The organism is Candidatus Thorarchaeota archaeon (genome assembly GCA_021498125.1).
Classification (GTDB): Archaea; Asgardarchaeota; Thorarchaeia; order Thorarchaeales; family Thorarchaeaceae; genus B65-G9.
On record JAIZWL010000001.1, the window covers coordinates 1118955 to 1140364 of the forward strand.

The following is a 21410-nucleotide window of genomic DNA, read 5'->3' on the forward strand; positions in this document are numbered from 1 at the left end:
GGCTGGCTGGCTATCTTGCTCTGTTCGTGTTGCTAACTCCGTGGCTCAGTCATGTCTTTGATCAGGATCGCATTATCGATTTTAGTTCCGTGGAGGAGCCACCAGCTGCGTTTAGCCTTCTGACCTGATCTGAGTCTAAACTTGTCGCTCAGCATGAGGAAATGCCCCGCTTCTCCAGTGTGATTGACTATGATATTGCCTCTGGTCTTGCATGTGGAAGCGACACAGAGGACTTCTCCATTTGGACGTTCGAATGCAAACCATCCGGAACTCGCATCGGGGATCAAATGGACCCCATTAGGTGTGGGTTCGTAGATCGTTCTCTGGCCCAGTCTGACAAAGTGAAGCCGATCACTCTCATTGACTCCACTTGCGGGTACGCCAACTAATCCCGCCTCGCAGATTCTCCATCGTTTACCTCGATTCTCAATGGTCATGATCACATTTACTAGTGGTGTTCCCTTTAGTAACAGGTAGTCGTAGGATAGATGGACTCCCTGCACATTTTCGGCATGCCTGAGCGTGGTCATGATTCTGTAGCCCACAAGTGGTCCACGCTCGATTTCTTCCACACTCCATGTTTCTCGTCGTAGGCTGGTCTGCCAGTCCCAAATATGATGGCCTGCAACAAAGGGTGTCATTCCACTGTATAGGATATCAAGCCATGCAAATGGTCTCAGCTCAGGGAACGTGTCATAGAACACACTAGGGCCATTCTCAGGGCCATATGCCACTAGGCCTCCCGCCTGTTCGGGTGAGACCGAGAGTCGGTATCCTCCACTCCTTATCGTATGAAGTGATAGTTCTTGATACTCTTCCCGTGATCGTTGGATCTTGTCGGTCGAATCATAGCAGACGGTTCTAAGAGGGAACCGTGCTATCCGGTTGGGAAACTCGATGACAATTTCGCCATCCTCTCGAAGCCATGGTCCATCCTCAACGGTGGTCTCTATCTCCTTTTCAAACGGCTGATCAATGGATGCTTCAAACTTGAATGTCAGTTCTCTCTCTCCGTTGAAAAGGATTCCCGCCGGTGGTCTGATGTGTGCAGTCGCACTTATCGGATCCTTTTGAATCACACTCACTTGTAACTTCAGCCAATCCTTTACCGCCCTGTCAACCGCAGTCAGCGCCGGGGACATGTTCTGAATCCAACCAGTTGAAGCTGCAAAGGTCACCTCAAGTGACGAATGTGGTTTGATGGGGTCTTCATTTGCGATGGTCTTGCCATTGAGCTTTGCCCACCTATCGCGAATGTCCCGCCATGTGCCTGTTGTGAAATAGAGTCTGATGACTCTCTGTTCTATAGACTCTCCAGGTTGAAGATCACGGAACTTGTATTCCGTCTGAGGCGGTCTGACGCTACGTTGTGGCTTGATCCGAACAATCCCTTCATGTTCCCAGATCGCACCTAAGAGGTAACCTGCCTCCTCATCAGTGGCTACAAACCAGTCCTCGTGATAATATTGTGGCTTGTCCGGCAGTTGCCCGCCCTTCCCCCAATAAGAGTCACTGAGGCTGTAGATCTTCCCATTGAGTGGAACATACAACTTCGTGAGTTGTAGGCTTGCCCAGTTCTCCACATTTAGCCCGAGATTTTCAATAGGCTCCACACCAAGATTTTCTAATCTGACAATGAACTCAAGCTCGCCACTTCCAGCATGAGCCCGGTAGACGAACTGAACCCGAAGGCCCGGCCTGTCCTTTGAGTCCCCCTCGAAGATGATCTCGGCTGTGTCTCCATGATTGTTGTATATGGGGTGATATTCTCTATTTAGCCATTCACCCCCTTCTGGGAATGGATATCCGATCTGAGGCGTCAACATCCACCCCGTTGCAATACGATCGACCGTCTTGTACTCAATGGTCTCTACATATGGGAGTGGCCCCTTTCCAAACTCAAGTCTATACTGTTCTGTTTCAAGTACTGCCCGAGTCGAACATGACTCGTAGACTACAGCCCCCTGTGTTCCAAGAACGACAACTGATATTGCCGTATCTTTGATTCTTACAGAGTCTTCTTTTTGGATGTAAATTGCGGTGTCGATGGAGATCACAGAGTTCGTGTCTTCTGTTGAGGTCTCCACCTCCAATTGTTTCATGATCGTGTCCTTTGGCCCGATCTCAAACTCAAACAAATGCCAGCTCAAGTTATGGCCTCCATTCCCGGCGAGTACGACTCTTCCCTTGATCTGTTCAGGGGTATTGTTTTCGAGTTGTATCTCGATCTCAGCTCTCTCACCCGGGCTAACGGAAGGATAATCCGGTCCTGTTGAAAATGTGACCGCATCTTTCGGAATAATGCCACTAAACATGTCTACAGACTTGTCTTCGATTCGGAGCGTCCACTGTGCCCATGTCTTGACTTTCACATATGGTTCAGACACTGAATGTGGCTTGGCTGAGGGCAGAATCTCATACCCTCCAATGATCTCTGTCTCCTCTCCAATACCGATATTGACCTGAGTTGGTCCTTCGATCAGTGCTCTCAGTTTTTCACTTGGCCTCACGACTACAGAAGCTTGGATATTCTCCTCGGTCTTGTTCTTAATGTGTAATCGTACTGGTGTAGTGCCTACGGCAATGTATCCGATCTGGGATTCTGGCATGACCGTGGCCTCGATCGTCTTGCCATCGATCGTGAGAACAAACCCGCAGATTCCTTTTGCATATCTGTCAATGGTGACATCCAATCTGTCCCCGTTATTTCCCTCAAAGTGATACTCATAGACTCCGATTCCGTTTCGTGAATATTCATCTGGGACCTGATTGATCGTTGGTCTTATACTCTCGTACCAATAATGCCGTTGGAAAAATTCTTCGAAGAGTGGTGTAGTGATGATACAAGGAATATACGACTCCATCAGGACACGTGTATCAGGCACCCAGTTGAATCCGATCCTCTTGTAGAGAGGCATGGCCTTCAGATTGCCCCCCCATGTGTGAAGATCGATTCTGCGTTTGCCATGCTGTGCAGCAGTCTCCGTTGCTGCAATGAGCATCGCCTTTCCGTACCCTTTCCCCTGATAGTCTGGTCTGACGCCAAGTAGCCCCACATATGCTCCTTCTCGGTCTAGTTCCGCGTGACACAAGTTGCAGTGTCCTACTATCTTGTCACCATCAATGGCTACAATGGTGCGAATATCGTCCGATTTCTCTTTTCGTTCTAGGACGCTCTGGGCTGTTACTTGTATACCTCCCGTGAACCCGCCTGGCCATGAGTCTGAGTCATCAAATGAGTTGAAACAATCAGCCAATTTAGCCGCATCGTCTATAGTCATTACAAAATCGCGAATTTTATCTCTAGTGTATTTCTCGGCCATTTTGATCACCATTAGAAGAAGGCTCTTTTCACTCTCTAGTGTTTCGATAAAAGGCTGTTGGATTACGCGGCAAGGATGTTACGTTTCGTGTTATTGTATAGAAAAAGAGAGAGAGGCGCCCGGCGTGTAGGGCCCTCTTGGCGTGCTGGTCATAATCTATTGTAGTACTGCTTTGATAGAACCTGTTGCTACTGTTGCTGTGATTGTTACCGACTGTGATGACGAACTATAGTCGTTAGAATGATAGACGTTCTGCGAGACCTTCGTCCATGTTGCTGTGCTCACATTCATATTTCCTGTAGTCACTACTCCTGTGAAGATCATTCCTACAGAAGGTGGTTTGGTGATATTCAAGTAGACCGCCCCACTGACAGCAGTCATCTTTAGTGAGGTATTTCCCACAAAGTTTGCATTATTTTCAATTGAGAGATAGAGGGCTCCTGATGTAGTGGATAGGTTCATGTCGCCAATATGCGAATACGAATTCATAGTGGCATTGATTGCTCCGGTGGTAACGTTCACATTGAATTTGTATGCTGAGGTACTCCCGAGGAGTACACGTACATGCGCCACCTGATACGTCAGCGTCACTGCTGTATCCGAAAAGGCCACCATGGGAGCCCCATATTCCGCAACTGCCTCAACTGGTACTTCCATAACAACCTGTGCAATTAAGGCTGGGTCGTCGGTGAAAGAGATATTGACCAGCCCTAACTTGAGGTTGATATTCAATGCGACTGTATCTGGTGGACTTGGATCGGTGTTCCGGAATGTAAATTTGGTTGTTCTGTTCCAGTCATCGTTGCCGATGTACACCTCTCCTATTGTGCCATTATACGCAATTATCCCTACCAGCGCCGCACTGATGATGATCACTGCAATGATGCATCCTATCATTGTATTATTTCTCTCATATTCGTTCAATCCGTTTATCTCTCCTTATGCGATCTCATGAATTTGTGCCATTTGTTTCTCAATGAGCGGTATTGCGGGTCCTCCTCAAGGATAAATTTCCGAAACAGTCGTGATGCATCACGTCTTACTGATTCAGGAAGCTTGTGGTACGCGGCCTCATCCACAATGGGTACATTCCCGCTCACATCATTCTCCTGATCAAGTAGTTCTCTCAATAGATTCACCGCCTGATCTATCTCCTCTTCTTTAATCCTGATCCCATAGACCGATAACGCGCGGACCATGGATTTGAGTCGGCCCTCTGCAAATTTCGCCACGCCCTCATCGGCTTGCATCAGTTCGCTGAGTCCAAGTCTGTACTCTCTTGCTGTTGCGCGATAGTATCTCTGAACAATTCCTGTCACTGTCTGTTCTGTGCGCTCTTGGACGACAAGTCCTGCCTTCTTCAGTTTTTCAATGTGGTGTAGAATGGTGCCCGGATTCTTTCCAAGTGCGTCTGCAAGCTGTTTGACCGTCATTGCTCCATTTACCAAGTACTTGAAGAGAATTCGTGATCGTGTTGGCTCCATCAGGACCTTGATCGCCTTTGGGTCACTAATGATTGCAAGGTCTTTCATTGCTGGTACAGTATCCTCGTTTTTCACCAAATCATATCCCCCCAACAACCTCAATATCGCTTGCATCTATAGTGTCTATGGGCCAGTCATTCTCTCCACTAAGAATTAGATAGACTCGATTGAGTGTGATCGTCACTGCTGGGAAGAAGACAAAGACCAGTATAAGACCATAGATGACCCCGTAGCTTATTATTACAGATACATACCCCGTCCCAACTAGTATCACGGGATTTAGAACAAGCATTGGTAGCATTAAGACCACATTGATGATGACAAAGGCAAACCAAGTACTAAAGACCCGGTCAAAGTATTTTGTACCATAACGTAGGCTTGTTCGCAGGGCTTGTACGGCCGATTGCCCATCAATTATCGCAGGGAATAGCATTGTCAGCATTCCTGTGCTGACGAGCAGCCAGATCGTCGAGACCACCGATAATAGGATCAGTGGGCCATCAATTATGACACCCCCGGAGAACATCCCCATGATGGTCATAAGGACGATTAGTGGCCCTGCTACAATCAGGAAGGCCAAGGTTCCGCCAGCGGCGAGGGTGAGAAACTTTGATTTGTACCATCTGAAGACCCCCTCTGCTGTCGTGCCATTGCTCTCAATGACTTCGCGACCCATGCCAAACATTGCGCCCCCTGCAATGAATACCGGCAGCAGAATTGGCAGAATTACGAATATGATGGCTCCTACTATTATCATTCCTGTAGTATTGTTCATCTCTGTAGATGTCTGAATGATCCACATCACGAACTCTTGGATATTTCCAGCCCATATGAAGAAGATACCCATGCCTATTGCAATGATCACTCCTAGCAAAACCAGTGAGAGCAGTATGACTCCAATTGCTCCAAGAAAGAATGAGATGAAGTTCCTTAATGCAAACTTAAACCCAATCTTCACGTCTTCAAGGAGCGTCTTGAAACTTGCATTTTTTGAACTCATGTTATCACCGTGATGGTGGTCGAGGGAATATGTCCCTCAACCTGTTGTTTTCTACACTATTGGGATCGACTCTTGCTCATGGATTGGAATCGAACCTTCTGTCATGTAGTAGTACACTCTGGTGATGGCAATTGTTGCCATTGGGAACAAGAGAAGGACCCATGCGAGACCTGTCACTCCGAGCCAGACTGTTAGACCGACACGGAGCGGATCGGAGGCTGTGAATGTCCACCCGCCAGCAGGCGCGGCTCCCATAATAATGGCAGGGATCGCTGAGATAATGAGGAGCACAGTGAACCCTGCCAGAAGGCCGAACACTCTGTCTGGATGTGCACGTGCCAGATTGACCGAGTCAATGACTGCCTCTTGCACGCTCTTGTTCTTCAGAACTCCTGGGATGACCATTAGGAGCAGTCCCAGTGTTATAAAGGTCCAAACAAATGAGAAGATAGAGAGTATTGAGCTTGCAAGACCAGTGATTGGCATCCCGATCAATGTGCCAATAATTCCGAATACCAGTACTTGTGGCAACACAATGATCGTGGTCATAATCAATCCCGCACCACCAAGTGATAGGCCCTTGTGACGAAACGTGGAGAACGCTGTTTCGGCGTGCGTGTCATCCGCATCAATGATTTCCTTGCTCATTCCAAAAATCGATCCGACTAGCATTACATTTAGAGTACCTAGTGGAAGAAGAATCAGAACCGCAGCAATCGCCATCACTAGTGGCTGGCTTGTCATTGATGCAAGGTTTGTTCCAACGGCTCTCCATTGCGCAGCATTGAATCCGACAAAGAATGTTGCAAAGGGGATTGCTACTGCGGCAATGATCGTTCCCATCAAGACTAGCATTCCGAGGGTCGCTAAGAAATAACTTAGGACATTTTGGCGTGCTAATCCTATGCTGGTCTTCATATCCTCGAAGATCGTCTTGATGTCTACGGACATTTCATTCACCATGATTGTTAAACGTTTGACGTTTGTCAAACATTGTACCATATCAAATCTATTTAAACCTTATGCATTCCCGTCTGGTGATGACTCGCTGATGCAAACTCTCAAACAAGATCTTCATACACATACTACTTTCTCCGACGGTTCTAGCACAGTGGAGGAGGTAATTGGCAGGGCAGCTCAAGTGCATCTTGATGTCTTAGCAATCACCGATCACTTCTGGCCCTCTCTTGGTGGGATAAAAGGTGGCGTTGAGATCATCGAGGAGCGTCGCACCGCCATTGAACAAGCTGCATCTCAATATCCCAAGCTGCGTGTTCTTGATGGTGCTGAAGTTGATATTCAGTCCGATGGCACTTTTGCCTCCGTGGCTGGTGGTCTTGATCAGTTTGACATCGTGATTGGTTCACTTCATTACTACTGTGACTCAACACAATGGGCCTCTATTATGCTACGTGCCTTACGATTGAACTCGTTTCATATTGTTGGTCATTGGGATGGGTACCTCTCTTCATATCGGCCTGAGGATGGTGACATTGTTGCAAAGGCTCTTGCAGACTATGGTGTGGCAGTTGAATTGAGTTCCCGCTATGTGTCAGAGCACGAGGACTTTTTCATTATGGCTCGTGATTATGGTTGTGTCTTTACTCTTGGAAGCGACTCACATCATGCAAGTACTGTTGGAGATCTTGATGATCAGCGTGCATTAGCCCAGGCACTGGATCTGCCTCTCCTTGATATCTAACTCTGATGTTGATATCCGTTCACGATACAGTTCTCTCAAGACGGTCGTGACTTTGTTGGCGAGTTCACTGAGGTCATTACAGCTTTGATGGAGCTGTTGCCGTTGCTGGGCCTCCGTGGTCGTTCTCTTCGAATTCTTCCTTAGTGATGATTTTTGCATACATCTGGTTGAGTTCCATGAACATCTCAAGATACTCTTCATTAGAGATCCGCAAGAAGATAAGGTCCTCTCCGCGATTCGCTCTCTCAATGAAGATCGCTCGTTCAATGCTCCTTGGAAAGAATCCATACAATAGCAATGCGGAAGTTATTCCAGCAAAGGTGAGAAATACAAACGTGTCTAGAACGAGATTGCCGCCATAGCGAAGGTCTCTGCTTATGCATAACAATGAGAAGAGCAAGGGATAGAAGAAAAGAAAGAATCCAATGACTCCTGTCAATGCAGTACCAAATGTCCTCTTGCTTGTATGATCTTCACAGACGGGGATCCTTAGAACAATTGATGTAGATGAGCCAGACGGAGAATATGGGATACCTGTTGGTTTTGTGTAAATTGATGCGTACCGGCTAAAATAGACCTCGCCATGGACTTCTTTTTCATTGACTTTTATTTCGAATCGATCATTTGCCGAGGTGAGGCAGACCGGACACTTCTCTGGGAACTGCATCCTTGACAGTTTGCATTTGATGATTCGTTGTTTCGTGTCGGTTGTGTTCAACTGATGGCCTTCTTTTTCATGTTATTGGAGGTCTCAAATCATTATAACTATATGCAATAAGATATAAAGTTTCTTCAGCTCCTCTTGAGCGCTTCTCGCCTTCGCCTGATATTATTACTACTACTACTACTGCTGCTGCTGCTTGCATTCAAAATAGCTTCTTCACTCCAATGATCAATAGCGCGACGCCCACTACGCTAATGAACGAAGAGAAAATGATGATGCCCGGATCATCAACTAAACCTATACGAGCGAGTGTCACTTGAACTGTACTACTAGCGGTGTTCCCAGCGCAGTCTTGTACCTGTACTACTATTATATTAATTCCAATCCTCAAGTTTTCAGGGGCAAATGAGATCAATCCATTATCCCAATATTGCTCGATAGCGTTGACTCCGTTGATTGTCACATAGTACTTGTTCGGAAACTCGTCATGTGCTTTCCATTTTAAGATGGGTGGCTTCTGATCGTATCTGATAGAGATATTACCAAAAAATTCGGTTCGAATTATGTGGGGTCTTTTGTCATCCGTCAATAGTGTAGGGAATCGATCTCTACTGTTAGACGGGCCTCTTATAGAATAGTCGCCAATTCCAGAATAATCGTTCCACATATTACCAGTACTAACATTGTTATCCCACAGATTCTCAGTTCCTCCATCTACGGCATTCCACCCGCAGCCAGATGTATCTTGAGGGCCATTCCATCCAAATGTGTTTGAGAATGTCTGAATGTGTTCCGTGTTCGTGTTTAATGTTATTCCAGCCTGACTATTGCCAAATATTGTGTTTCCCAGAATTATTCCGTTGGATGTATTGGTTGCAGATACTCCAATCTGGTGCTGATAGACTCTGTTCTCTTCAACGGTGAAGTTGACGGTGTTACTGATACTTATTCCCGTATTGCAGAGTGAAATATTATTTACAGTGATTTTGATGTCTTCGGAATTGTCCAGTGAAATTCCTGATGTTGCATTGATGATTACACAGTTTCTGATGACCACATTAATACTATTTATTATCTTGATACTTGCTTCGGTCCCTCCGTTAAGATAGCAGTTCCGGATAAGGACATGTTCTGTAGTGTTTTGCAATGAGATTCCAAATGTACTACCTTGGATGTTGTAGTGTTGTATCAGGAATGGGTGCGCTTCAGTACCATACCCAGGGAAAATCTGTAGGTCCGAATTACCATTGATGAGAATCGGATCTGTCGCGCTTAAGGCTGTCTGTGATACCATCTGACGATCTATTCTCTCTTGTTCATGTGGAGTGCAGGTCATCCCCATAATTACTATCACAAGTGCTACTGCTATCAGGCCCTTGTACAGGTACTCTGTCCTCCTCATAATGAGTAGATTAGATACTTTCCCCTTAATTGCCTTTGCGCAAGACCTATACCTTTTGGTTGCAAAGGTATGAGATATGGCCTATGAATCATCTCTTCCTGTGACCATCTCTCAGGTCGACGCCTCTCCGGATCTGAAAGAGAGCATTCGAAATGCTCTTGCCCCGCTCGGCGGTATTGATTCGTTCGTACATTCTGGGGACACTATCTCGCTCAAGCCGAATCTAAATAGTGCTGATCCTTATCCCGCCTCAAGTGATTCGGCATTTATTCAGGCTCTTGGAGAAGTGTTCCTAGAAGCCGGAGCCTCCAAGCTGCGTATTGTCGAGTCTGCAATGATTAGTACAAGTACACGCAAGGTCGCCATGAAGACAGGCCTCCTTGATGTGGCGCAAGCTCTTGGGGCCGACGTGGAATTTCTCGATGAGGGGAACTGGATCCGGACTGAGATTCCACGGGGGACTGATCTCACAGAGGTGCATGTTGGAGAAGAGCTCCTAAAGAGCGAAAAGCTGGTCTTGGTGCCATGCCTCAAGACTCACAAGTTTGCACGGTATACTGGCGCGATGAAGCTCATGATGGGAGGCATTCGGCCTCGTGATCGATTGAAGATGCATGCCCGAGGTCTGGAGGTAAAGATTGCCGATCTCGCTACATTATTCTCTCCGCATCTCATTGTCATGGATGCGCGGCGTGTCTTTGTCACAGGCGGGCCGTTCAATGGACAGATAGAGGAGCCCGGTGTGATCATTGCTGGGACGAACATCTTGGCTGTTGATGTTGTAGGTGTGCGTCTGCTTCAGCGATATGATGCAAAGAACCGGCTTGATATGCCAGTATGGGAGCTCCCGCAGATACGACACGGTGTGGAGGTTGGTCTTGGTGTATCAACTAACGAGGACATACGTGTAGTCCCTTGACCGGCCACTGCGCAGTTCATCTATGTTGAGATTATTCTTGCATGCATCTCATTGAGTTCCAAGAATTGTCTTCTATAGTCGTCATTCCGAATACGGAGCATGACTGTATCTTTGCCACGATTGATTCTCACAAAGATGATTGCTCGTTCAAGGCCTCTCGGAAGGAAGCCGAAGAGCAGCAGGCCGATCATAATACCACACATCAAAATGAGCAGAACGGTATCTGACAACAGAGGTCCCCCGTAACGAACATCACGAATGATTGCAAGAATGAAGAACAGAGCTGGATAAAACAGAATAAAAAATCCTAGCACTCCAACAAATCTCTTCTTCATAGTTCTAATGTGCGCATGAATGGCGCACGCCGGAATCCAAAACAGGACAGATGATCGCAGGCCCGGGCTTGCTTCATCTACGCCTGTACCATAGGAATAGACTGCAGCAGTTGAGTCATCCCCGTCTGTACCATGTTCGTTCTCAAGCACGGTGATCGGAATAAGATCATATGGCTCGTCCATGCAGACTGGGCACGCCTCTGGGAATTTCAGTTTAGAGAGAGTGCATTTAATGATGCTCTGCGACGTACCATATTCCGTCATCACCTAAGCCTCATTGCCTCTCGAACGATCTTACTCTATGGGTGGCATGACAACAATCTGAATACTTGTGAATGGTTTTCCTTCAGGGTCCTCTGCATCAAAGGTATCAAAGGCCATCTGGTAGATAAAACGCCCCTCGCGCTTCTTGATCTCGTGGGCCACACGGACTGCCAGTCCAACACCCTTGAAACCATAGCCTCGGATGGCGACCATGCGATGATCGTTTTTGACCAGATTATGAACCGTCGCTGCAATCTTACCAATGTTGATCCGTCCCGCAGTGGGTGAGATCTCAAGGAGTACATATTCACTTGTCGGAAAGACTTCGACCTCGTCTTTCATCGTGATTGAGACTATTGCATCACTCACGCGCAATTGTTCTGGGACTCTCTCTTGGAGGGACATGTCTCATTTTCATTGCACAAGTGTTAATCAACTTGGCGTTTTCTACAGGCAAGTAAACATAGTGTCACTATCTTACCGTTAATATACTGTTCTTGAAACTAGATAGATAATACTGGAGGCCCCCGCATGGATCGTAAAAAGACATTAGCCTTTAGCGTTGCAATCATAGTTGTGGCTTCAGTCGCTCTTGTCGCGATTTGGAACCCCATCACCCCTCCGGACGTACGAATCGGCTATCTCTCCCAAGACCTCCACCAGCTTGCCCTGCGTGTTGCTGTGGAGAAAGGTTGGTTTGAAGAGGCCGGACTACGAATCGAGCTTGCCCAATTTGCAAATGGAGCGTATGAGATGGACGGCTTTCTGGCTGGCCAGATCGATATGGGTTATCTGGGTGCGGCTCCTGCCTTGACAAAATCAATAGCGCAAGGGATCAATATCACAATTCTTGCAGCCGTCAATCTTGAGGGTTCTGCTCTTATGGTTTCAAAGACCGAATACGATGCAGGTCGTGTGACGAAGGTCGCTGATCTAGCTGGGAAGATAATACTTCAGCCGGGACCATCAACGGTTCAGAACTTTCTATTGCGACTGGCATTGAATCAATCCGGATTGACCGTCAACGATGTTTCGCTTGAGACCGCTCGCCCGCAAGACATGGCAATCTCTCTCAGTACTGAAAAGCCTGCCTTCATTGTGTGGGAGCCATTCCCCTCTCTTGCTGAATATAATGGTGAGGCCGTACCTCTCAAGTTGTCTGGTGAGATCTGGCCGAAACATCCCTGCTGTGTTGTTGCTTCATCCAACACATTTCTGCGGGATCATCCTGACATCGTGCAGAAGGTCATCGAGATTCACAAGAGGGCTGAACAGTGGATTGTTGCCAACCCCACTGAGGCTCTTCAGATTGCAATAGACTGGCTTGGTATGGACTCCACCCCTGTCGAAACCGCGTTCAATCGGATCATATACGACTACAATGTCAATCGTACAGGTATTCAACGATATCTGGAATTTTTGATCAATCAGAACTTGGTCACTATGGAGTTAAGTCAGGTCGGTCCGTTCCTTGACCGCTTCATCAATACAACATTTATCGAGAGCGCCTAACGGTAGAAACAAAAGCCGCTTGTGCTAGCAATAGGTCGAGTGGAATGGCGCAGACAGAAGATCAAACCGATACGAGACCCAAACATGGGATGTTGGCACGTCTCAAGGCAATGACGTTGCGTGATGTCCTTCTCAAGGGTCTCATCCCAATTTTTATTTTATTGGCGATCTGGCAGATCGTTGCCTACATTGCACAAGGTATCACTCTGTTAGACATTGGTTATGCCTTTGTGAAACTCGTTGTTCACGGAGATACTGATGGCCGTACTCTTACAGAACATACCGCTATGAGCCTCTTTCGGGTGACCCTCGGGTTTGTCGCTGCCATTGTCACTGGCATTCCCCTGGGCATTGCTACTGGCCGCTACAAGATCGTCGATGCAGTCTTGGGGCCCGTGATAGAAGCAATTCGCCCCATTCCGCCAATTGCATGGATTCCGCTCTCAATCCTCATATTCCGGACGAACATTATGGGTGCACAGATATTCATTATCTGGATCGGCGCCTTCTTTCCGATACTTCTCAATACGACTACTGGTGTGAAACGAACTGAACCGGTTCATCTTGATGTGGCACATTCGTTTGGTGCCTCGGAGAACCAGATCCTGACCAAGATCGTCTTGCCCTCAGCAGCGCCCGAGATCTTTGCGGGTCTTCGATTAGGTTTTGGCATAGGGTGGATGTGTCTTGTGGCTGCTGAGATGATTGGTGGGGGACTTGGACTTGGGTATCTCGTGATCATCACAGAACAGCTTGGTCGTACCGGCGAGACCATTTCTGCTATGCTGGTGATCGGGTTCATTGGTTTTCTGATCAGCTATCTCTTTCTGATTATCGAGCGTAACACAATGAAATGGCGTCGTGAGATTGCCATCTAAGCACCCTGCCGTGCAAGAGCTTTTTCCTGCTCGACTCTGAGCATGTCAAGAATCCTTGCGCGATATTCGAGACACACTGTGCTGGCTCGTATCCGTGGTCGCGGTAGGTCCACCTGATATTCGCCAATGATTCTAGCTGGAGTGTTGCTCAAGAGCAAGATTCTATCCGACATAAAGACGGCCTCATCGACATTATGTGACACGAACAAGACGGTAGATCCAGTCTCTTTCCAGATACGCAGAAACTCTTCTTGAAGGTAATTTCTCGTCTGAGCATCTAGGTTGGAGAGCCCCTCATCTGAAACAAGAATGTCAGGTTTAGTTATGAGGCTTCGTGCCATCTCTGTCTTTCTCGCCTGTCCGCCCGAGATCTCGTGCGGGTAGTTATTCTCAAGCCCTCTCATTCGAATCAGGTCTATCATCTGATCCGATAGTCTGTGGCGCTCAACCTCAGGGACCCCTTTGATCTCCAGACCGAACTCGATGTTCTCTCTCACAGTTCGCCATGGAAATAGGCTCTCTTGTTGGAATATATAGCCCACTCGACTATGGCCCATTTCTACCTGCGTGTCATCAATGAGCACCTCTCCAGAATCGGGCTTGAGCAGTCCAGCAATTATTTTTAATAATGTGGTCTTACCACAACCTGACGGACCAAGGATACTTAGGAATTCTCCCTCTTGGACATCAAACGACAGGTCGTCCAAGACCAATACGCGGTCATCATCCCCATTGTATGCCTTGACCACGTTTCTAACCGAGAGTTTTGGTCTCTCTTTCATGGGTTTTATTTCAAACCGTTTGGGTTATATACTATCTTATTTGTCATCGGACTTGACAACCTACAAAAGTACAAAAGGATACCACTTACGGTATGTACTACGTACCAGTATTGTTGGACGAAATTTACTGTCGTTAAATTGGCACAGAAGGAATGAACATTGGTACAACCACGCGTGTTGTTAGAAATTGAGGATGATACGAATACGAGCGCAATTGCCGTAGGTGATGTCACGTCATCCGGACGCCCAGAACTTCTTACCGGAGGTCGGGATGGGGTTCTGAAATTGTATGATGCGAACCAGAGCGAGATCCATCTCTTAGCACAGGCCGATCTTGGTGGTAGCATTCTTGCGGTTCGGATTGCTGATGCCAATAACGATGGTCAAATGGAGATAATCGTTGCACGGAGTCTCTCTCCCGGCGAGAGTCCGGGATCTGGAGAGACACTGCAAGTCTATCGATACTCCCCCTCGGGTACCTTCGAACTGTTAGGAGCGTATCCTATTGACAGATTTGTGACTACGCTCACGATCACCGACGTGACCGGCGATAATAAGAACGAGATTCTTGCTGGTGGCAGTGATTCGACGCTCCGTGTCTTGCAGATGGATCCTGACAACAATCTTACCGAGTTTATCAATCATCAGCTACGAGATATGCCTCTGACAATCGGGACCTGTGATGTTGTTGGTGACGAACATGAAGAGATCGTCATTGGAAACCGTGACAAGACGCTTCATGTGTTGAAGGTTGTTGATTCTTCAATACAAGAGATCGATGTGATCGAGCTGCCCAGTCCAGTCATCTCAATTGCTGCCGGTGACCTTCTTGGTGACCGAAAGATGGAGTTGGGTGTAGTCACACATGATGGCTCGATCCGTGTCTATAGAAATGAAGAGAATAAATTAGAACTCTTCTCCAAACTTGAAAATGCAAATGCTCTCTCGATCCGGATTGCTGAGTTGAATGCGGATCATATGGACGAGATCGTTATTGCCACTTCTGATTACAAGATCGACTATTACAATCTGTATATGGCTGAATTGAAAAAGATCGCAACTGTTGAAATTGGTTCAAAGATCCTCTCGCTTGCGGTTGGAGATGCAGGCGGTGATGACCGACTAGAAGTGCTTGTGGGCATTTCAAATGGTCCTCTCAAGATTGTCGAGGGACTCTACCATCTCATTCCACGTTTTCAAGTCAAGCCCAAAGCCGAGTCTGGAACAGGCCTACTTGGAACACTTACCGTACTAAATGTGACCGATCAACCAGTCGCCGGAGTCACTGGGAAGCTCTACTGGTTCCCGAAAGAGATGATGGAAGTTTCACCTCAGCAGATTCGATTGGACATTGGCCCTCACGAATCGAAGACTATTGAGATTGATATTCTGCCTCGTGAAGAGGGAACCATTGTCATTCGTCCAATTGTTCTGATGTGGACCGATGAATCGGGAGGTGTCCGACAAGTGACCACTCCTGAGACCGCGGTCCTTGCTGAGGCTGGTACCGTGACTGCTGCACCAGCTGAAGCACCAGCCGTCACATTGGACGGAGTTGAAGAGTCATCAGCTAGCGATGAGGCATCCCCTCTCTTCTCTTCTGTCGGTGGAACTGGCTTCAAACCACTTACCGAGGCGGATCGTCAAGAGATTGAGGCACAGGCCTCAGGTACAACAGAAGATGCAGTACGACAGGCCGAGCAGCTCTTGGACCAGCTCTTTGGCGATGCGAGTACTGATGCACAGGCTGCCCTTGATGATGTGAAACGGATGATCGAGGGTGAACCCGCCTCTGCTGAGACCGCAACTGCTACAGAAGCTGAGGTCACAGAGGCACCGCCTCCAGTCTCTAATGAGAGCGCACTTGTCGCGGAGATCCGAAATCGGCCACCCAAGCCTCCTCCACCCAAGGCCGCCCCCGATGCGTATAGTTTCTTGTTTAAGGTCATGATCATTGGTGAGGGTGCAGTTGGTAAGACTACCCTCGTCAATCGTTATGTGACAGGTTCGTTCGAACGCGATTACAAGACCACTATTGGTTCTCAGTTTGCCGTCAAGCTGACTCATATCTTCCCACCCGAGTCAGAGTATGCTGTTGGTATCAAGATACAGGCCTGGGACGTGGCAGGACAGGCGCGATTTGCAGCAGTACGGAAGATGTACTACAGTGGTGCCGCTGGTGTGATTTTGGTCTTTGATGTCACTCGTCGTCGTTCGTTCACCGAACTGGAAAAATGGGTCAAAGAGGCTGACGAATCAGTTGGCTCGAGAGTGCCAATGGTTGTTGTCGGTAACAAGATCGACCTGCCTGATAGAATGGTCAGCGCAGAAGAGGCCAAGAAATGGGCTGAGGATCAAGGGTTTGTGTATATGGAGAGCAGTGCCAAGACTGGTGAGGGTGTAGCCGACATGTTTACAGTCCTTGCCGAGTTAATGTGGCGCGAGACCAATAACAGCAAATGATTACGCACGCTCATGATCTCTCAGATTGGTCGTAGGTCTTTGACGGCATCTATGCCAGTTGCAAAGGCATTGAGATTCTCAGTAGTCCTTTTACCCATTGACTCGTAGCTCTGTCTGATAGATCTCTGAGAGATGGGTTGAACCTCAAGACCGACCATTATTCCCACAAGATAGGCGTTGAGAGATCTACTTGCAAGGTCGTTTGTCTGTATTGGCACTCTATAGGTCGTTCCACATATTCCCGCAAGATGGGAGAAGATGTCGTCCAGCTCTGGATATTTGATAGTTCCTGCAAGAGTATCCAATGTGTCAACTTTTAGATCCGAAACTATCGCAATCGTGTTGGCTCCTGCAAAATCAATGGCTGCTCGAAGGCCCTCAAGTGGCTCTAATCCAAGCAGGACATGGAGCGCCCCCTTGGGAACTAAGGGCGCGACCTGTTGGTCCGCTAATCTGATATGAGTGGTGACAGCCCCTCCTCTCTGCGAAGCACCAAACGTCTGTCCAATTGTGGGGCTGAGACCATCTGCGATAGCTGCTCTGGCGAGCACTCTGCTGGTCACAAGATTCCCTTGGCCCCCAACACCAGTGATGACAATATTAAACGGTTGTTCGTCCACCTCTTATTCCTCCCTCTGGATTGCCTCATATGGGCAGACATCTATACAGGCCCCGCAGCGAACACATTGATCTTCAAGCACCACAGGAACTCTCTGCTCGCTATCCCATCCAAGTGCCACACAGGAGTATTGCCTGACACATATGCCGCATTGATTTCCTTTACAGCGATCCTTTCGGATTACGATCCTTGGCTTTTGTTGATAGATGGCCGGATCACGTCTTTGTTCTTCTAGCCGACACGAGCTTTTCACAATGACCACTTTGAGACCGATCTTGGTTATCATTGAATGGAATGTGTCTATGAGTTCTGGAATGTTCTCGCCATCTACCGAAGCGATGGCATCTGGTTTTATCGCTTCTACAACTCGCCTAATACTGACGGCTTTCTGGTGGGCGTTTCCGCCTTCCACTCCAGGGTGTGGTTGGAATCCGGTCATTGCAGTAGTCTTGTTGTCCACAATAATGAACATGACATCCGCATCTGTATGACGCGCATTCACAAGTCCCGGTAAGCATGCATGAAAGAATGTAGAGTCTCCAGCAATAGTCGCCACTCTTGCAGAGTATCCAAAACGATGCAGTTGCCCGAGCCCATTGGCCGTTCCGATTCCTGAACCCATTGCTTGCATCGTGTCCATTGTCCTATTGTAAAACACACCTAGAGAATAGCACCCGATGTCGCCCGTGACGACAAGTCGCCCATTAAGGCGTTGCTTTACTTTTCTTAAGGCCCAGTATACGTTCCTGTGAGTGCATCCTGCACAGAACGTTAGTGGGCGAGGAATCAGGATCTTTAAGGCCTTTGTCAGTATGTCTTCTCTTGGTGTTTTTTTCGGACGTGGCAGTTGAAGCACATCTTGAAGCGCATGAAGTACAATATCTATGGACAGCTCGCCCCACGAAGGGACTAATCCATCATGTTTTCCATGAAACGTCATTGTCAATGGTGGTATCTCAGTTGCCATGCTCGTGATACCATCCTCGAGGAACGGGTCCACTTCTTCAACAAAGAGCATCATCTCTTCTGTTTCAGCGATCGTTTTCTTGATCAGCGTTTCTGGTAAGGGATGTGTCGTGACCACTCCCACATGTCTGATCCTCCTGTCAGATCCTATTCGCTGTATTGCCTCATTGGCGTAAAGTTGGCCAACCCCCGATGATAGGACTGTTAATCTGGGATCATCCGAATCGAGAAGCACTCTATTCCATGAGGATTGATCAAACTCTTTTCCGACACGTTTCAGGGTCTCCTGTAGGTCGCGGTCTCGATGATGCGGCCACGGGACATTGAATAGGCCCTCTGGTATTCTCTCCTCCAGTGCTATAGTCCGCTCTGGAATGTTTCCTAAGGTGACGATTGCTTGCGTGTGGCTCAATCTCGTAGTGCTTCTTATCATGACGGGAATCTGTTCTCTCTGGGAGAGCGATATCGCATATGGGATGAGATCTTTGGCCTGCTGTGCTGTGGCAGGTTCTATCAGAGGAATCTTCGCCGCCTTTGCATAGAACCGCGAGTCCTGTTCATTACTAGAACTGTGTCCTCTCGGATCATCACAGACAACGATGACAAGGCCACCTTTTCCTGTGCCTGATAGATTGAGGTTGAGAAGAAAATCGGCCGCCACATTTAGACCGAGTGATTTCATCGGGCAGATTGCAGGGATTCCAACCCAGCTCGCGGCTGCGGCGGTCTCCAATGCGACCTTCTCATTGACGCCCCATTCCACATACATTCCGGTCTCACGAGACCACTTCATCAATGTGGTCGTGATCTCTGTGGATGGCGTACCCGGATATGAAACGCATACGCCCACTCCTGCCTCAACCGCGCCTCGGGCTATGGCCTCATTGCCGCTCATGAGAATCCTTCGACCATCATCCTGAACCATTTCTTTCAGCTCTGTTTGATGTCATTCAGCCTCTCTCAAAACACTTTCGAGTTCTGCTTTACGTGAAAGAAACAGAAATATACTCCTCCTCTCGTCAATACTATGCAATGAATGACTCTGAGTCGGCACGATCTTCAAAGATCAGTTCGTGCTTTTCTATCTCTCACGATAAAGACGTTGATGGTATTGCTTCTGCGGCCATTGTCTGGAGGTATGCCAAGAAGAAAGGATTGACCCATGATTTCACGCTCACGGATTATGGTTCTTTTGACAAGGCCTTCTCAAAGACTGCCGAGCTCCGTGACACGCTGATAATAGTGACCGATCTTGGTCTAGATAATTCTTCTCGAAATGGTGTTATCGCAAATCTGTCAAAGGCCGTATCACGAGGCTGCCGTGTTGTCTGGCTTGATCATCATAGGTGGCCAGAGCAATCGATCCGATCCGTTCTTGGTCTGGGTAACAAGCCTGTTCTCAAGATCAACCATGATTATTGCGCTGCAGAAATCGCATTCAAAGTCCTTATGCCACATGACAAGATCTCCGAAGAACTTTCGGTGATCGCTCACGATACCGACTTCAACCTGCGCGAGATCGAGGCTGCCAACGCTCTGACCGATGCGGTCTCAATAATACGATTTCAGGCTCTTGACAAAAGAGAGGACATAACCTCTGGCCTCTTTCCGTTAGTCAAGGCATTGGCCGAGGAAGGTCTTGCCGGATTATGGGATGCTGAGCGACAACGATTCAAAGACGATCTGCTTGAGCAACGTGTTCATCACTACCGTAAGGAGAAGACCAAGCGAATGCGTAAGGCTCTCTCTGGTCACTGTGATCTTAGGATACATGGCTATCTTGTACGCATTGTAGAGATGCCCACTGGTGTTACCTCTACAGACCTCGGGACATACCTGGCCGACCCGAACAATCTGACGGTTGGAGATACCAAAATTCCAGTTGCTGATTTATTGGTCACAATAGGGCAAGGTGGTAAACTAGGCTTTCGACGAGGGACTGAGCAGGTTCTCTGTGATGCAGCAGCCAAGCTCTTCAATGGTGGAGGTCATCCTTTCGCTGCTGGTGGTGACTACGGTATGTATGACGATTTTGAGGCTGTCTGTGATGACATCTTTGCAACGCTCTCCAGCAATAAGGACTGGATTGTTGAGGGGCCTCAGGAATCAGCAGCATCCAGCTAGTGATCAAACGGCCTTTTCTAAAGATGCAGCGACCTGTTCGTTCGAATCTATAGATTGATCCCACAATCTATGCCACGTTAGAAGTGCATCCTTGATCAGTCTTGGTGTCCCTTTGTTGGTTGAGATTAGAACAAGCTCGGGTCTTGCTACATTTGTCATGAACATTGCAATTCGCTCGCTGTTAAGAGTAATGAAACGATAGGTGCTGTGAGGTCTAGGAAATATCCGTGTTATTATTCTATTATTACGTGTATGTTCTAACATCTCTTTGTGTTTCATTCGGAAAAAATTACTTGCCTCATCAATCTCACTCAAATCATCGGTCGTTGGAATGAACAATGATTTGACAATTGCGCCCCTTGCCAGAGCTTTTGCCATCTCCAGTTCCAACTTCCCCGTGTTCACGAGACCTTTATCGAGAATACGTAGAGGCGTTAGTGATCTGATGATGTCCCCTTCTTGGGCAGCTGCAAATATTGCTTGGGACGCGCTCATCTCCACATTTTCTGCGCCCTCTATAATGGCCGGGTCCTGGGATAGTCCGTTTTCATCTTCCTTATGCGTCATCAGATTGTAAAAGTCAGTCAAGTCTGTTGTTTCAAGTATCTCAATTTTACGATCTATTGTTTTGATATCGTCTTCAATTGCCTTGATGGCTCTCAATCTTCGGGCATTAAGAGCACGACATATCATCTCATTCGAAGTGAGGTAGAGATGTGGTCGTCGTATCTTGTCTGTGACCAGATATCCCTCAGCCTCGAGTTCTGATAATGTCTTGTAGACCCAATTTTTAGACACGCGGCTCTTTTTTCTTACTAACTCGTGGATGGCCCCAATTGTTGGTGCTATGGAAATGGCACCGTCGAAACATTTCACAACACCTAATGTCTGCATCTCTATTGATTCGGTATCGATGTCCATTGCCGCAATGACTCTCTCCATCTCTTTTTTCCTCATAACGTATGTCCCCTCT

General features: G+C 47.6%; 19 protein-coding genes. 6 read left to right on the forward strand and 13 right to left on the reverse strand.

Going from position 1 to position 21410, the window contains the following annotated elements:
* Positions 1 to 32: 32 nt before the first annotated feature.
* The 5 genes from K9W43_05395 to K9W43_05415 form a co-directional block, all read right to left on the reverse strand.
* A complete protein-coding gene (locus K9W43_05395) occupies positions 33 to 3323 on the reverse strand; it encodes a GNAT family N-acetyltransferase (protein MCF2136661.1) in 3291 nt (1096 codons plus the stop codon).
* Between the two features lie 156 nt (positions 3324 to 3479).
* A complete protein-coding gene (locus K9W43_05400) occupies positions 3480 to 4247 on the reverse strand; it encodes a hypothetical protein (protein MCF2136662.1) in 768 nt (255 codons plus the stop codon).
* Positions 4248 to 4252: 5 nt separating this feature from the next.
* Entirely contained in the window at positions 4253 to 4882 is a 630-nt protein-coding gene (locus K9W43_05405) for a winged helix-turn-helix domain-containing protein (GenBank protein ID MCF2136663.1), read from the reverse strand.
* 4 nt (positions 4883 to 4886) lie between these two features.
* On the reverse strand, positions 4887 to 5807 hold the full coding sequence (locus K9W43_05410) for a hypothetical protein (protein ID MCF2136664.1): 921 nt from the start codon (positions 5805 to 5807) through the stop codon (positions 4887 to 4889).
* A gap of 51 nt (positions 5808 to 5858) precedes the next feature.
* Entirely contained in the window at positions 5859 to 6758 is a 900-nt protein-coding gene (locus tag K9W43_05415; GenBank protein ID MCF2136665.1) for a hypothetical protein, read from the reverse strand.
* Positions 6759 to 6858: 100 nt separating this feature from the next.
* On the opposite strand from K9W43_05415, the gene K9W43_05420 reads away from it, so the two are divergent.
* Positions 6859 to 7509, forward strand: coding sequence for a PHP domain-containing protein (locus K9W43_05420; protein ID MCF2136666.1), 651 nt, complete (start codon positions 6859 to 6861; stop codon positions 7507 to 7509).
* A 76-nt stretch (positions 7510 to 7585) separates the two neighbouring features.
* Here the strand turns inward: K9W43_05420 and K9W43_05425 are convergent, their stop codons facing one another.
* Together K9W43_05425 and K9W43_05430 are read right to left on the reverse strand one after the other, a co-directional pair.
* On the reverse strand, positions 7586 to 8227 hold the full coding sequence (locus K9W43_05425) for a hypothetical protein (protein ID MCF2136667.1): 642 nt from the start codon (positions 8225 to 8227) through the stop codon (positions 7586 to 7588).
* Between the two features lie 148 nt (positions 8228 to 8375).
* Positions 8376 to 9575 carry a right-handed parallel beta-helix repeat-containing protein gene (locus K9W43_05430; GenBank protein ID MCF2136668.1) on the reverse strand — a complete coding sequence of 400 codons (1200 nt, stop codon included), beginning with the start codon at positions 9573 to 9575 and terminating at the stop codon, positions 8376 to 8378.
* 76 nt (positions 9576 to 9651) lie between these two features.
* Here K9W43_05430 and K9W43_05435 point away from each other — a divergent pair, with 76 nt between their 5' ends.
* Positions 9652 to 10494, forward strand: coding sequence for a DUF362 domain-containing protein (locus tag K9W43_05435; protein MCF2136669.1), 843 nt, complete (start codon positions 9652 to 9654; stop codon positions 10492 to 10494).
* Between the two features lie 20 nt (positions 10495 to 10514).
* Here K9W43_05435 and K9W43_05440 read toward each other — a convergent pair whose 3' ends face one another.
* Positions 10515 to 11093 (reverse strand): hypothetical protein, encoded by a 579-nt coding sequence (locus K9W43_05440; protein MCF2136670.1) that lies wholly within the window; start codon positions 11091 to 11093, stop codon positions 10515 to 10517.
* A 30-nt stretch (positions 11094 to 11123) separates the two neighbouring features.
* Positions 11124 to 11498: a hypothetical protein gene (locus tag K9W43_05445; GenBank protein MCF2136671.1), complete on the reverse strand. Its 375-nt coding sequence runs from the start codon at positions 11496 to 11498 to the stop codon at positions 11124 to 11126.
* A gap of 126 nt (positions 11499 to 11624) precedes the next feature.
* On the opposite strand from K9W43_05445, the gene K9W43_05450 reads away from it, so the two are divergent.
* Positions 11625 to 12605, forward strand: a complete 981-nt coding sequence (locus K9W43_05450) for an ABC transporter substrate-binding protein (GenBank protein ID MCF2136672.1) — start codon at positions 11625 to 11627, stop codon at positions 12603 to 12605.
* 44 nt (positions 12606 to 12649) lie between these two features.
* Entirely contained in the window at positions 12650 to 13483 is an 834-nt protein-coding gene (locus K9W43_05455; GenBank protein ID MCF2136673.1) for an ABC transporter permease, read from the forward strand.
* Here K9W43_05455 and K9W43_05460 read toward each other — a convergent pair.
* A complete protein-coding gene (locus tag K9W43_05460; protein MCF2136674.1) occupies positions 13480 to 14265 on the reverse strand; it encodes an ABC transporter ATP-binding protein in 786 nt (261 codons plus the stop codon). The genes K9W43_05455 and K9W43_05460 overlap by 4 nt on opposite strands.
* 159 nt (positions 14266 to 14424) lie before the next feature.
* Here K9W43_05460 and K9W43_05465 point away from each other — a divergent pair, with 159 nt between their 5' ends.
* Complete coding sequence (locus K9W43_05465) at positions 14425 to 16728, forward strand: GTP-binding protein (GenBank protein ID MCF2136675.1); 2304 nt, start codon at positions 14425 to 14427, stop codon at positions 16726 to 16728.
* A 20-nt stretch (positions 16729 to 16748) separates the two neighbouring features.
* On the opposite strand, the gene K9W43_05470 is transcribed toward K9W43_05465, so the two are convergent.
* Positions 16749 to 17348 carry a 2-oxoacid:acceptor oxidoreductase family protein gene (locus tag K9W43_05470; protein MCF2136676.1) on the reverse strand — a complete coding sequence of 200 codons (600 nt, stop codon included), beginning with the start codon at positions 17346 to 17348 and terminating at the stop codon, positions 16749 to 16751.
* 3 nt (positions 17349 to 17351) lie between these two features.
* Positions 17352 to 19238: an indolepyruvate ferredoxin oxidoreductase subunit alpha gene (locus tag K9W43_05475; GenBank protein MCF2136677.1), complete on the reverse strand. Its 1887-nt coding sequence runs from the start codon at positions 19236 to 19238 to the stop codon at positions 17352 to 17354.
* A 62-nt stretch (positions 19239 to 19300) separates the two neighbouring features.
* On the opposite strand from K9W43_05475, the gene K9W43_05480 reads away from it, so the two are divergent.
* Positions 19301 to 20437: a DHH family phosphoesterase gene (locus K9W43_05480; protein MCF2136678.1), complete on the forward strand. Its 1137-nt coding sequence runs from the start codon at positions 19301 to 19303 to the stop codon at positions 20435 to 20437.
* A 3-nt stretch (positions 20438 to 20440) separates the two neighbouring features.
* Here K9W43_05480 and K9W43_05485 read toward each other — a convergent pair whose 3' ends face one another.
* Entirely contained in the window at positions 20441 to 21394 is a 954-nt protein-coding gene (locus K9W43_05485) for a hypothetical protein (protein MCF2136679.1), read from the reverse strand.
* Between the last annotated feature and the right edge of the window lie 16 nt (positions 21395 to 21410).

Excerpts from the sequence above, each read along its gene's own strand:
- K9W43_05420 (MCF2136666.1), top strand. The coding sequence starts at position 6,859 with ATGCAAACTCTCAAACAAGATCTTCATACACATACTACTTTCTCCGAC.
- K9W43_05485 (MCF2136679.1), bottom strand. The coding sequence starts at position 21,394 with ATGAGGAAAAAAGAGATGGAGAGAGTCATTGCGGCAATGGACATCGAT.
- K9W43_05475 (MCF2136677.1), bottom strand. The coding sequence starts at position 19,238 with ATGGTTCAGGATGATGGTCGAAGGATTCTCATGAGCGGCAATGAGGCC.
- K9W43_05445 (MCF2136671.1), bottom strand. The coding sequence starts at position 11,498 with ATGTCCCTCCAAGAGAGAGTCCCAGAACAATTGCGCGTGAGTGATGCA.
- K9W43_05455 (MCF2136673.1), top strand. The coding sequence starts at position 12,650 with ATGGCGCAGACAGAAGATCAAACCGATACGAGACCCAAACATGGGATG.
- K9W43_05395 (MCF2136661.1), bottom strand. The coding sequence starts at position 3,323 with ATGGCCGAGAAATACACTAGAGATAAAATTCGCGATTTTGTAATGACT.
- K9W43_05430 (MCF2136668.1), bottom strand. The coding sequence starts at position 9,575 with ATGAGGAGGACAGAGTACCTGTACAAGGGCCTGATAGCAGTAGCACTT.
- K9W43_05435 (MCF2136669.1), top strand. The coding sequence starts at position 9,652 with ATGGCCTATGAATCATCTCTTCCTGTGACCATCTCTCAGGTCGACGCC.
- K9W43_05450 (MCF2136672.1), top strand. The coding sequence starts at position 11,625 with ATGGATCGTAAAAAGACATTAGCCTTTAGCGTTGCAATCATAGTTGTG.
- K9W43_05460 (MCF2136674.1), bottom strand. The coding sequence starts at position 14,265 with ATGAAAGAGAGACCAAAACTCTCGGTTAGAAACGTGGTCAAGGCATAC.
- K9W43_05415 (MCF2136665.1), bottom strand. The coding sequence starts at position 6,758 with ATGTCCGTAGACATCAAGACGATCTTCGAGGATATGAAGACCAGCATA.
- K9W43_05410 (MCF2136664.1), bottom strand. The coding sequence starts at position 5,807 with ATGAGTTCAAAAAATGCAAGTTTCAAGACGCTCCTTGAAGACGTGAAG.
- K9W43_05440 (MCF2136670.1), bottom strand. The coding sequence starts at position 11,093 with ATGACGGAATATGGTACGTCGCAGAGCATCATTAAATGCACTCTCTCT.